Annotated in this window: 12 protein-coding genes; 9 read left to right on the top strand and 3 right to left on the bottom strand. The window is 68.2% G+C overall.

Annotated features, from left to right (window positions below; translation table 11 throughout):
• A partial coding sequence (locus J1902_RS14890) for a copper amine oxidase (RefSeq protein WP_443623205.1) occupies positions 1-886 on the top strand: 886 nt, incomplete at its 5' end.
• A 97-nt stretch (positions 887-983) separates the two neighbouring features.
• Positions 984-1,592, top strand: a complete 609-nt coding sequence (locus J1902_RS14885) for a TetR/AcrR family transcriptional regulator (RefSeq protein ID WP_207617084.1) — start codon at positions 984-986, stop codon at positions 1,590-1,592.
• Here the strand turns inward: J1902_RS14885 and J1902_RS14880 are convergent.
• The gene (locus tag J1902_RS14880) at positions 1,589-2,500 is read right to left on the bottom strand and encodes a LysR family transcriptional regulator (protein WP_207617083.1); all 912 of its coding nucleotides are present in this window, start codon (positions 2,498-2,500) and stop codon (positions 1,589-1,591) included. The two genes, J1902_RS14885 and J1902_RS14880, sit on opposite strands and share 4 nt — an antisense overlap.
• Positions 2,501-2,739: 239 nt before the next feature.
• Between J1902_RS14880 and J1902_RS14875 the strand changes: the two genes are divergently transcribed.
• The 5 genes from J1902_RS14875 to J1902_RS14855 are packed head-to-tail and all read left to right on the top strand — an operon-like array spanning position 2,740 to position 7,723.
• Positions 2,740-4,017 carry a flavin-containing monooxygenase gene (locus J1902_RS14875; protein WP_207617082.1) on the top strand — a complete coding sequence of 426 codons (1,278 nt, stop codon included), beginning with the start codon at positions 2,740-2,742 and terminating at the stop codon, positions 4,015-4,017.
• Positions 4,017-4,457, top strand: a complete 441-nt coding sequence (locus J1902_RS14870; RefSeq protein ID WP_207617081.1) for a RidA family protein — start codon at positions 4,017-4,019, stop codon at positions 4,455-4,457. Before J1902_RS14875 ends, J1902_RS14870 begins: the two co-directional genes overlap by 1 nt.
• Entirely contained in the window at positions 4,454-5,125 is a 672-nt protein-coding gene (locus J1902_RS14865) for a DUF1028 domain-containing protein (RefSeq protein WP_207617080.1), read from the top strand. Before J1902_RS14870 ends, J1902_RS14865 begins: the two co-directional genes overlap by 4 nt.
• Positions 5,115-6,320 (top strand): M20 family metallopeptidase, encoded by a 1,206-nt coding sequence (locus tag J1902_RS14860; RefSeq protein WP_207617079.1) that lies wholly within the window; start codon positions 5,115-5,117, stop codon positions 6,318-6,320. Before J1902_RS14865 ends, J1902_RS14860 begins: the two co-directional genes overlap by 11 nt.
• Positions 6,317-7,723 (top strand): aspartate ammonia-lyase, encoded by a 1,407-nt coding sequence (locus J1902_RS14855; RefSeq protein WP_207617078.1) that lies wholly within the window; start codon positions 6,317-6,319, stop codon positions 7,721-7,723. Before J1902_RS14860 ends, J1902_RS14855 begins: the two co-directional genes overlap by 4 nt.
• Positions 7,724-7,738: 15 nt before the next feature.
• Here the strand turns inward: J1902_RS14855 and J1902_RS14850 are convergent, their stop codons facing one another.
• Positions 7,739-8,935, bottom strand: coding sequence for an MFS transporter (locus tag J1902_RS14850; protein ID WP_207617077.1), 1,197 nt, complete (start codon positions 8,933-8,935; stop codon positions 7,739-7,741).
• A gap of 76 nt (positions 8,936-9,011) precedes the next feature.
• Positions 9,012-10,229 carry an ROK family transcriptional regulator gene (locus J1902_RS14845; protein WP_207617076.1) on the bottom strand — a complete coding sequence of 406 codons (1,218 nt, stop codon included), beginning with the start codon at positions 10,227-10,229 and terminating at the stop codon, positions 9,012-9,014.
• A gap of 199 nt (positions 10,230-10,428) precedes the next feature.
• Between J1902_RS14845 and J1902_RS14840 the strand changes: the two genes are divergently transcribed.
• The gene (locus J1902_RS14840) at positions 10,429-11,508 is read left to right on the top strand and encodes a Gfo/Idh/MocA family protein (RefSeq protein WP_207617075.1); all 1,080 of its coding nucleotides are present in this window, start codon (positions 10,429-10,431) and stop codon (positions 11,506-11,508) included.
• Entirely contained in the window at positions 11,505-12,305 is an 801-nt protein-coding gene (locus tag J1902_RS14835; protein WP_207617074.1) for a hypothetical protein, read from the top strand. The genes J1902_RS14840 and J1902_RS14835 overlap by 4 nt, the downstream gene beginning before the upstream one ends.
• The last annotated feature ends 90 nt before the right edge of the window (positions 12,306-12,395 follow it).

The following is a 12,395-nucleotide window of genomic DNA, read 5'->3' as shown; positions in this document are numbered from 1 at the left end:
GGAAGACGCCGGGATCCTGTGGAAGCACACGGACGAGTGGGCCGGCTCCAACGAGGTCCGCCGCAACCGCCGCCTGGTGGTCTCCTTCTTCACCACCGTGGGCAACTACGACTACGGCTTCTACTGGTACCTCTACCTGGACGGCACCATCGAATTCGAGGCCAAGGCCACGGGCATCGTGTTCACGGCGGCGCTGCCGGAGAAGGGCTACGCCTACGCCTCGGAAATCGCCCCGGGCCTGGGCGCCCCCTACCACCAGCACCTCTTCAGCGCCCGCCTGGACATGATGGTCGACGGCGCCACCAACCGGGTGGAAGAACTGGACCTGGAGCGGCTGCCCAAGGGACCGGGCAACCCGCACGGCAACGCCTTCACCCAGAAGCGCACCCTGCTGGCCCGCGAATCCGAGGCCGTGCGCGACGCCGACGGCGCCAAGGGCCGCGTCTGGCACATCAGCAACCCGGCGTCCCTGAACCAGCTCGGCCACCCCGTGGGCTACACCCTCTACCCCGAGGGCAACCCGACCCTGGCCATGGCCGACGATTCCTCGATCGCCTCACGGGCCACCTTTGCTCGGCACCACCTCTGGGTCACCCGCCATGCGGAGGAAGAGCTGTACGCGGCCGGCGACTTCGTCAACCAGCACCCGGGCGGCGCAGGGCTGCCCGCCTACATCGCCCAGGACCGCGACATCAACGGCCAAGACCTTGTGGTGTGGCATTCCTTCGGCCTGACCCACTTCCCTCGCCCCGAGGACTGGCCCATCATGCCTGTGGACACCACGGGCTTCACCCTGAAGCCGCATGGCTTCTTCGATGCGAACCCCACGCTGAACTTGCCGTCGTCGGCGTCGGGACACTGCGAACCTACGGGCTGCGGGCACTGAGCCGCTCTGCGGGGGCCGCGCCCAAGGCGCCGGCCCCCGCAGTGGTAGGGTGCACACGATCCGCACCGAACACCCGTCCAGAAACGAAGGAGTGACCATGCCCCGATTGGTCGACCACCAGGAACGGCGCCGCTCGATCATCGAGACCACGTGGCAGCTCATTGCCGGGCAGGGCATCGAGAACGCCAGCATGCGGGACATTGCCCGGGAATGCGGTTATGCGGCCCCCGGCGTGCTGGCGTACTACTTTCCCAGCAAGGACGCCTTGCTACTGGCGTCCTACCAGCTGATTTGCGAGCGCACCAACGAACGCATCGCCGCCGGCACCCGGGGCCGCCGGGGCCTCGCCGCCCTGCGGGCCCTGTGCCTGGAGATCATCCCGGCGGACCCGCTCACCGTGGTGGAGGCCCGAGTGGCGGTTTCCTTTTGGCAGCGGGCGCAGACGGAGGAGGCGCTCCGGGAGGTCGGGCGGGACGCCCTGTTGTATTGGCGGGCCCTGGTGATGGGTTTCCTCGCCGAGGCAGAGCACGACGGCGAATGCGCCACCTTGGCGGATCCGGATGCGGTTGCCGATGAGCTGCTGAACGTCATGATGGGCCTGCACGTGACCTCCATGCTGGACCCGGACGCCGTCACGGGTTCCCGGCAGCGCCATTTGGTGGAGCGGGCGCTGGCGCGGCTCTCCGCCGGGGTCACCGCTCCCTAAGCAGTTCCGTGCGCCGCCGCCACCTGATGCCGCACTGCCTGGGCCACGGCACGCATCCGCGCCGTGGGCCGCTGCGTGCGCAGGTGTGCCAGCACGGTCCGCAGTTCCGGGACACGGTCCTTGATCGCGACGGCGGCCACATGGCCGCCGTCGTAGGTCAACCCGTGCTGCGGGCGCTGGTGCAGGATCGAATAGCCGTGTCCGTTGGCCACAAAGGTCCTCACGGTCTCGTAGCTGGCTGAGCGGAAACGCACATCGGGGTCAAGGCCCGCATCGCGCAGGATGGAGAGCATCAGTTCGCGGGTGTGCGGGAGGTCCAAAAGCACGAACGGCTCCTCCCGCAATTCGGCCAGCGCCACTTCCGGGCGTCCCGCCAACTTATGGTCCGGCGGCAGGGCCAGATACGGGCGGGAGCTGTCCACTGCGGTCACCGCGACCCCGTCGGGAAGCCCCAGGTCGTAGCAAAGCGCCAGGTCCGCCTGCCCGCTGAGCAATGCCGCGGAACAGCCCGCGGCATCCGCCTCTGTAACCTCGAGTTCCAGTTGCGGGTGCTCGCTGCGCAGGCGGCCCAGCAGACCGGGCAGCAGGAACGGGGCCAGCGTGCTGAAGCAGGCCAGCCGCACACGGCCTTCCACGCTGCGCTGCTCGCCGCGGGCATGGTCCAGCGCCTCCTCCAGGTGTGCCAACACCGCCTGCGCATCACGCAAGAACAGTTCCCCCGCCGGGGTGAGCACCAGGCCCTTGGAGCGCTGGCGGATGAAGAACTGGGAGCCGACATACCGCTCCAGCTGGGACACGGCGGCCGAGACTGCGGATTGCGCGATATTGAGCCGCTCCGCGGCCCCGGTCATCGACAGGCGGCCCGCCGCTTCCACGAAATAGCGCAGCTGGGTGAGGGTGACATCCATGGCACCAGCATAGGCGATAATATCTGAAATTCAGATTTGATTGAGCAGTTTTATTTACTATGCAGATGCAGTTCGCCACGTGAGAATGGATTCAGCGTCATGCAAGAGGGCCGCAGAGTCCGCTGCTGACGACATTCAAGCCGATCGTTCCCACGGAGGGGATCGGCAACGGGCACGATCTTTGATGTTGTGCCCGTCAACTCACGCTGTGGCAATTTGCCCAAAAATAGGAGATTGACATGTCAAGCCAAGAGGTTGAGGTCCTCGTCGTAGGCGCAGGTCAGGCCGGGGTTGCGATGAGCGAGCATCTGAGCGAACGCGGCATACCGCATCTCGTTCTGGAGCGCCACCGCATCGCCGAACGATGGCGCTCAGAGCGGTGGGATTCCCTGGTTGCGAATGGGCCGGCCTGGCATGACCGCTTTCCGGGCCTGGAGTTCAGCGACCTCGAGCCCGGTGCTTTCGCCTCGAAGGAGCAGGTCGCCGACTACTTCGTCGCCTATGCGGAGAAAATCGGTGCGCCGATCCGCTGCGGTGTCGAGGTGACGTCCGTGCGCAGGAACGTCGGCGCAGCCGGCTTCCGCGTGGAGACATCGGACGGAGACTTCGACGCACGCTACGTCGTGGCCGCGACGGGGCCGTTCCAGCAGCCTGTGATCCCGGCCGTCGTTCCCGACGCTGCCGAGCTGGTGCAAATCCACTCCAGCTCCTACCGCAACCCGGGACAGCTGCCTGAGGGCGCCGTTCTCGTCGTCGGGGCCGGGTCCTCGGGCGTGCAGATTGCTGCCGAAATCCAGCGGACGGGCCGGCAGGTCTACCTCTCCGTCGGACCACATGACCGACCCCCGCGGAGTTATCGCGGACGCGACTTTTGCTGGTGGCTCGGAGTGCTCGGCATGTGGGACGCTTCCACTCCTCCACTGGGCGCGGAGCACGTTACGATCGCGGTGAGCGGAGCAGACGGCGGCCATACCGTCGACTTCCGTGCCCTCGCCGAGAACGGCATCAAGCTCGTCGGCCGCACCGTTTCGTTCGACAACGGAACCATGCACTTTGCCCCAGATCTCCGCGACAACATCGCGAACGGCGACGCCCACTATCTCGAGCTGCTCGACGAAGCCGACGCGTACATCGAGCGCAACGGCCTCGACCTCCCCGAGGAACCTGATGCCCGCACCCTGCGGCCCGACCCGGAGAGCCTCACCTACCCCATCCTCGACCTCGACCTCGCCGGGGCCGGGGTTGCCTCGATCGTCTGGGCGACGGGCTTCGCCGTCGACTACAGCTGGCTGCAAGTCGACGCGTTCGACGAGAACGGCAAGCCGCGGCAGCAACGCGGAGTATCTTCCGAGCCCGGCGTCTACTTCCTCGGACTGCCCTGGCAGTCACGCCGCGGATCCAGCTTCATCTGGGGGGTATGGCACGACGCCAAGTATGTCGCTGACCAGATTGCGATCCAGCAGGGTTACCTCGCCCAAAACGAACAGGCCGTGCTTGTGGCGAGCGGAGCGGTCTGATGTCGACACACACCCGCATCCGGAAGTTCAACACCAAGGAAACCTACCCGGAGCAGAACCTGGACAACGATCTCTGCCAGGCGGTCGTCGCCAACGGCGTGGTGTACCTGCGCGGCCAGATCGGCCAGGACCTGGATACCCGCGAGTCGGTGGGCATCGGCGACGTCGAGGCCCAGACGGACAAGGCCATGGCCAACATCAAGATGCTGCTCGAGGAGGCCGGCGGCACCCTTGAGGACATCGTGAAGGTCACCGTGTACCTGATCGACCCGCGCTACCGGGAAACCGTCTACCGCACCATGGGCCGCTGGCTCAAGGGCGTCTACCCCGTCTCCACCGGCCTCGTGGTCAGCGCGCTGGCCCGGCCCGAGTGGGTTGTGGAGATCGACGCCACTGCGGTTCTCAGCACCGAACCGGCGCTCGCAGGGGACCCGGCATGACCTTTAGCATCGCCGGAACGGACGCCGCCGGGCGCTTCGGAATCGCCGTCACATCTTCCTCCCCCGCCGTCGCCGCCCGCTGCGCCCACCTGCGCGACGGCGTCGGGGTGGTAAGTTCGCAGAACATCACCGACCCGCGGCTCGGCGTTGCCCTGCTCGACGCCCTGGCCGCCGGCGCCACGGCGCAGGAGGCGCTGGACGGCGTCGTCCGCGACGCCCCGACCATTGACTTCCGCCAACTGGTGGTGCTCGACGGCGGTGGCGGGGCTGCCGTGTTCAGCGGCGCCCACACGCTGGGCACCTTCGGTGAGGGCCGCGGCGCAAACAGCGTCGCCGCCGGGAACATGCTGGCCGGCACCGGCGTGCCGCAGGCGATGTGCGATGCCTTCGAGGCCGCCGACGGCGAGCTTGAGGTCCGGCTGCTCACCGCCCTGCGCGCCGGGCTGGCCGCAGGAGGCGAGGCCGGGCCGGTCTGCTCGGCCGGGATCAGCGTGGTCTCCGGGCATGGCTGGCGGGACACGGATCTGCGCGTGGACTGGCACGAGGACCCCGTGGCCGAGCTCGGCCGGATCCTGGACATCTGGCTCCCCCAGCGCCAGGACTACGTGGTCCGCGGCCTGGACCCCGCAGCCTCGGTGGGATACGGGGTTCCCGGCGATGAGCGCTGAGATGCGGGGCGCGACGGCTGGGCGCGCGGCCGCCGTCATGCCGCGCCGGGGCCGCGTGCTGGCTTCAGTCGACGCGGAGTTGCCGGCCCTAATCGCCTTCTCCGAGCGGCTGCACGCCAACCCGGAACTGGGCTGGCAGGAACACCAGGCCAGCGCCTGGACCGCCGGGTTGCTCGAGGAACGCGGCTTCGCCGTGGAACGCGGCTACCTCGGCTTCCCCACCGCGCTGCGGGCAGTTTTCGGAACCGGCAGCCGGCGCATCGGCCTGATGGCCGAATACGATGCGCTTCCCGGGCTTGGCCACGCCTGCGGGCACAACATCATCTCCGCCACCTCCATAGGTGCGGCGATCGCCCTGGCGGAGTTCGCCGTCGAGCACGACCTCACGGTGGAGCTGTACGGCACTCCGGCAGAAGAGGGCGGCGGCGGCAAGATCGAGCTGCTCAAGCGCGGCGCCTTTGCCGGGCTGGACCTCGCCATGATGGCCCACCCCAGCCCGGTGGACGCAGCCGAGGCGAACCCGTTCGCCGTCGCGCACCATCACGTCGAGTACCGAGGCAAGTCCGCGCATGCGGCCGCCTACCCCCACCAGGGGGTGAACGCGAACGATGCGTTCATCGTTGCCCAGGTGGCTTTGGGAATGCTGCGCCAGCAGCTGCCGCCGGGGACCCGTGTGCACGGGATCCAGACCCACGGCGGCGAAGCGCCCAACGCGATCCCGGAGCGCACCGAGGGGCGCTGGTACGTGCGGGCGGAGTCGCTGGCCGAGCTTGAGGTGCTCGACCAGCGGGTGCGGCGCTGCTTCGAGGCCGGGGCCCTGGCGAGCGGCTGCGAACTGGAGATCGTCCCGGAGTCCGAGCCGTACTCGGAGTTCCGCACCGACCACCGGGCCCTTGACCTGTACATCCGGCACGCGGAGTCCCTGGGCCGGCGCTTCGATGCGCCACCGGAGCAGGCCACCATGAACCGGGCATCCACCGACATGGGCAATGTCTCCCAAGTGGTTCCGGCCATCCACCCCTACATCGGGCTTGGCTGCTTCCCGGCGGCCAACCACCAGCCCGAATTCGCCGCCCACTGCGTGGGCAGCGCCGCCAACCAGGCCATCCACGACGGCGCCGCGGCCCTCGCGCTGACGGCGCTGGACTATGTGGGGCCAAACTCTGTGGGGCCAAGTGAAAGGCAAGTGTCATGACCGAGACTGCTCCGGTGCCGACCCGCCGTGAGGAAGACAGCCTGGGCGTCCGCGAGGTGCCCGCCGAGGCATACTGGGGCGTCTCCACACTACGCGCCCTGGAGAACTTCCCGGTGAGCGGACGCAGCATCGGCTCCTTCCGCTCCCTCGTGTGGGCGTTCGGGGCCGTGAAGCTGGCCGCGGCCCGCGCCAACGAGTCGCTGGGCCTGCTGGACGGACGGTGCTCAGCCGCCATCCAGCAGGCCTGCACGGAAGTCATGGACGGGCTCTTCGACGAGGCGTTCGTCGTGGACCGGATCCAGGGCGGCGCCGGCACCAGCACCAACATGAACGCCAACGAGGTGATCGCCAACCGCGCGCTCGAACTTCTCGGACACCGGAAGGGAGACTACGCGGAGCTGGATCCAATCGACCACGTCAACCGCAGCCAGAGCACCAACGACGCCTATCCCACTGCGGTGAAGATCGCCGTCCACCGGGGTGTAGAAGAGCTCTGCGCCGAGCACGCGCGGCTCACGGAGGCTTTCCGCGAGCGGGCCATCTTGTTCGCGGGCATCGTCAAGGTGGGACGCACCCAGCTTCAGGATGCCGTGCCCATGACGCTCGGCCAGGAATTCGGCGCCTTCGCGGACACCCTGGTGGAGGACAGACTCCGGCTGCTGGAGTTGCTCCCGCACCTGCTAGAGGTCAACCTCGGCGCCACGGCCATTGGCACCGGCATCACGGCACCACCTGGCTACCGGGCGGAAGTGGTGCGCGAGCTGGCCGGGATCACCGGCCTGGGCGTGGTCAGTGCCGGCAACCTCGTCGAGGCCACCTCGGATACGGGCGTGTTTCTGCTGGTCTCGGGCGTGCTGAAGCGGGCTGCCGTGAAACTGTCGAAGATCTGCAACGACCTGCGGCTGCTCTCCTCCGGCCCGCAGGCCGGGTTCGGCGAGATCATCCTGCCGGCGGTGCAGGCCGGTTCCTCCATCATGCCGGGCAAGGTGAACCCGGTGATCCCGGAGATGGTCAGCCAGGTCGCGTACCGGGTGGTGGGGGCCGACGCGACGGTCACACTCGCGGCCGAGGGCGGGCAGCTGCAGCTCAACGCCTTCGAACCCGTCATGGCCGATGCGCTGCTTGAGTCCCTCCAGTGGCTGACCGCCGCCTGCCGGCTGCTGCGCGAGCGCTGCGTGACCGGGATCCAGGCCAACGAGCCGCTGCTGTTGCGCCGCATGGCGGAATCGCTCAGCGTGGTCACCGGCCTCACCCCGCTGCTGGGCTATGCCACGGCGGCCGGGCTGGCCAAGGAGGCATTGGCCAGCGGCCGCCCCATCATCGAGCTCGTGCGCGAACGCGGCCTCCTTGGCGAACTCGAGCTCGCCGCCGCACTTTCCCCTGGAATGCTCGCCGGCCTCTGACTCACCAAGCGCACTTCATGAGGGGCGGGGCACCTTGCGCACCGACAGGACCGTGCCCGCGAAGAAGGCCAGCACCGAGCCCGTGATCACCAGGAGCGGCAGCGTCCACGTGCCGGAGGTGTCGTAGACGAAGCCGATGGCGGCGGGGGCCACCGAGGCCACGCTGTAGCCCACGCCCTGCACCACGGCAGACATCCGCCCCGCGGCGGCAAGGTCCTTGGCCAGCTGGATGATCGCGATGAAGATGACGGTGATGCCGCCGCCCTGGGCGATTCCGCCGCAGACGGACCACAGCCACCACAGCTGGGGCATCAGCAGCAGGCCCAGGGGCACGGTCAGCCACAGCACGCCCAGGGTGACGGCCACCGCCGTCGTACTCATGCGCTTGGCCACCAGCGGCACGCCGAGGCCACCCACGATCGCGAGGATCTGGAAGATCGAGGAACCGGCACCGGCCGCGGAGGCGGACATTCCCAGTTCCTCGCCGAGGTAACTGGGCAGCCAGGCGGTGACTGCATAGTACGAGAACGCCTGCCCCGCGAAGCCGGCCGCCAGGCCCGCCGTGAGCCAGCCGGAAGTGCGGACTCCGGCGTGGCGCGGGGTGTCCGCAAGCACCGGGGCTGTGGGCAGGAAGGCTTCCCGCGGCCCGGCAGCGAGGGCCCAGAAAACCGCGCCCGCCAAGGCCAGGATGCCGGTGGCCAGCAGGGACACGCGCCAGCCTGCCAGCTCGGCCAGCGGCGCGGTGGCCACGGAGGTCAGGAAGGCGCCGACATTCAGGGCGGCCGTGTAGACGCCCATGGCCGTGCCCTGGCGGCGGGGCGGGAAGTCGCGCCGGATGATCAGGGGCACGGCGATGTTGCCCACGGTGATGGCCAGGCCGATCACCACGGTGCCCGCCATGGCCAGCGCCGTGCCGCCCGCTGAACGGATGCAGACCCCGGCCAGCACGCCGAGCAGGGTCAGTGTGATGGCGAATTCCGCCCCGAAGCTGCGCGCCGCCAGGGAAGCCACCGGCGAGAACAGCGCGAAACAGAGCACCGGGATGCTGGTGAGCAGGCCCAGTTCGATCGGGGACAGCCCCAGATCGCCCTGCATGGCTCCGGCCACCGGGGCGACGCCGACGAAGGGCCCGCGCATGTTCAGGGCGATCAGAACGATGCAGGCCAGCAGCAGCAAGCCGCGGGGAACTCTGGCGAGGAATGGTCCGCTCATGGGCCTGGCTGGGGGTGGGGCTGGCGTAAAGTAGTCATCTTTTTATGACTATCACGCCGGAGCCCCCGGCGCAGCGTCATCCAGCGGCTTGGAGCGTGGCCTCAATCACTGCCGGGGACAGGACATGCTGAGTGACCATCTGGCTGGCGCCGAGTATGGCGGCGCGGTCGCCCGCCATGGAGATGCCGATGCGCAGGTGCGTGGTGGCCAGCGGCAGGGAGCGTCGGTAGACCACTTCGCGGATGCCGGCCACCAGGTGCTCGCCGGCCTCCCCCACGCTGCCGCCGATGATGATCATGGACGGATTGAGCAGGTTGACCACGGTGGCCAGCACGTCTCCGACGTCGCGCCCGGCTTGCCGCAGTGCTTGGATGGCCTGCAGGTTGCCCTCGCCGACCAGCCGCAGGACGTCCGCGCCGGTCGTCGCGTCCAGTCCTTGCGACTGCAGTTGACGCGCGACGGCGGGACCTGAGGCGAGCGCTTCGAGGCAGCCATGGTTGCCACAGCGGCAGAGGACGTCGTCGCCGCGGGGAACCCGGACGTGGCCGAGGTCGCCGGCGGTGCCGTTGGCGCCGCGCTGCAGCTCTCCGCTGCTGATGATGCCCGCGCCGATGCCGGTGGCCACCTTGATGAAAAGGAAATTGTCGTGGTCCGGCCAGTACGCGGTCCGTTCGCCCAAGGCCATGATGTTGACGTCGTTGTCTACCAGCACGGGAACGGGCAGCGAGCGCTGAACGTACGTGACGACGTCGAATCCGTCCCAACCGGGCATGATCGGCGGCTTCACGGGCCGCCCGGTATCGTGCTCCACGGGCCCTGGCAATCCGATGCCCATGCCGGCGACGTCGCCAAGTTCGCGGCCCGCCTCTGCAAGGAGCTCACGGCCGGCGGAGACAACGCGGCCCAGGACTACTTCGGGTCCGTCGGCGACTTCCTGCCCCAGTCGCCGCTCGGCGAGGATGCTGCCGCCGAGGTCGGTGACGGCAACAATCACGTGGGTGGCTCCGACGTCGACCGCCAGGACGACGCGCGCGGCGGGGTTGAAGGCAAAGCGCGACGGCGGCCTGCCGCCGCTGGAGCTCGCCTCACCGGCGGGTCCCACCAGTCCGGAACTGATCAGCGCGTCAATGCGGGAAGCGACGGTGGAACGGGCCAGCCCAGTGGTGACTGCGAGCTCGGCGCGGGTACGGGCTTGGCCGTCGCGAAGAAGTTGGAAGAGATCGCCAGCACGCGAGAGATTGCCGGCCTCCAGGACGGAGGCATTTCCGGCGTCGTTTGCGGTGGCTGTTGTCATGCCTTTAGTGAAGCACGATTGCTTATGCATGTCATGCAACAGAAGTTTGTCGGCAATATTTCAACTTTTGCTTGACGCTCGGCAAAAGTCCCCCTAGGTTGTGATGAGCAGCACATCAAGCCCCTCGATGATGAGTCCCCGCAGCATCGAGTTCCCCTTCCGCTCATGAGCCAGTCCGCTTACGAAGAGGTAACTGAACTTGTCCAGCCACACTGACGCCACCCGCACCTTGGGTGTTGGCATCCTCGGCGCCGGCCCGGTCACCCAGGCCATCCACTTGCCGTCCCTCGCCCGATTGGGTGATATCCTCACCGTCCGCCACATCATGGACGTCGACCCCGCCGTCGCTGAATCGGTCGCAGCCCGAGTGGGCGCCGCACACAGCACCAGCATCGAGGCCCTCCTCGGTGACCCCAACGTGGAGATCGTGGCCATCTGCAGCCCGCACCAGTTCCACGCCGAACAGGTCATCGCCGCCTGCCGCGCCGGCAAGAAAGCAGTCCTCTGCGAGAAGCCCTTCGCCATGAACGCGGAAGAAGCTGCGCAGATCTCCGCGGTCAGCGAGGAAACCGGAGTACCGATCATCGTGGGCGCCATGCACACCTTTGATCCGGGCTGGCTCGCTGCCCAGGAGAACTGGGACCACCTCCCCGAGACGGCGCACACCATCCGCTCCTCGATCGTCCTTCCGCCCAACGCGCGGTTTGAGGACTTCGCCACCGAGATCATCACCCGCCCTGCAGGCGGCGCCCCGGATTACTCGGATCCAGAGGTCATCAAAGGCGCGCTCCGCGGCGGCATCATGGGCCTGGCCATTCACGACCTCCCCCTGATCCGCAGGTTCACTCCAGACTTCAAGGACATCGAAGTGCTTGAGGCACGCCATGTCCGGCCGTTCGGCTACGTCGTCTCGCTGCGTACGCCCACGCGGACCATCGAGCTCCGCGCAGCCATGAACAACACGTGGAAGCCGGAATGGAGCTTTGAGGCGTTCTCCGACGACGTCTCCCTCCGCATCGACTTCACACCGTCCTACGTCCAGGCCGGCTCCGCGGTGGCAACGTTCACACGCGGCACGCAAACAACCATCCACGGCCCCTTTGAGCACAACGGTTATGAAGGAGAGTGGCGTGAACTCGCTGCCCTCGCGACCGGCGCAAAGCAGCCCCCGTCTGCGCAAACCCTGATTGACGATCTGACCTTCGCACTGGACATCGCCGACGCCACAGTGGCCAACGTCGAAGCCCAGCATGCCGTTGCCGAAGGAGCCCACGCATGAGCCAGCAGCACACCGTCCGGGCAACGCCCGAGGCCCAGGAAGCCGGCGCCGTGGCACTGGCGGTCGCCTCCCTTCCCGAATCTTTCGGCCCAGCCGCCGGCGAAAACCAAGCCGACATCGTGGTCATCTCAGGCCGAACTGGCTGGACTGCGCAGGCCGTGGAAGCCATCGCCGCAGGAGCCCGCGGCGTAGTGGTGGTCAACCCCGCGCCCGAAAGCACCGGGTCACTGCGGACAGCGGCTGAAGAATCCGGCGCGGCAGTGGTCCTGGACCAGCGCTGGGCCTCCAACCCCGCGCTTCCGGCAGCTGAGCACGCAGTCCGCTCCATGGCCGGCCGGGCAGCCGTCCTCGACACCGTCGCCACCGCTCCGGCGGGAACCGACCCCGGTGAGCTGCTCGCGGACCATCTTGCCGCCGTCGTCCGCATCACGGGGCCGCTGGAAAACCTCCGGATCCTGCACCGCGGCACCCACGGTTACGCGGTGTCAGCGCGGCTCGCCAATGGCGCGCCGGTCGCCTTGCACGGCGTGCTGTCTAGCGCGAGGCCTGCAGGCGTCAACGTCTCCATGTTGACCGACGACGGCGGCGTCAGCGTCGCGCTGCCCAAACCGGTTGCGGCGTGGCCGGCCACCGTCAAGGTCACCGGGCCCCAGGGCGAAGTCCTGCTCCCCACGCTTTACGAATCCGCTCACCGCGCCACCTGGCGCCGGCTCAAGGAACACCTCGACGCCGGCACCAGCCCCACCGATCTGCACCGTTTCGCGGCGCTGACGGAATCCATCTCCACGCTCTCCTGACCCCGTCCCAACAACGAGCACCACCAGTCATTCACAGCATTTGCCCTACTCAACGTTGAGCTGGACCGGCTCACACAACGCAGACTCAGC

The sequence above is a fragment of the Arthrobacter cavernae genome (assembly GCF_017368795.1).
Lineage (GTDB): Bacteria > Actinomycetota > Actinomycetes > Actinomycetales > Micrococcaceae > Arthrobacter > Arthrobacter cavernae.
The sequence above is the reverse complement of the archived record's forward strand: the minus strand, read 5'-3'. Positions and strand labels throughout refer to the sequence as shown.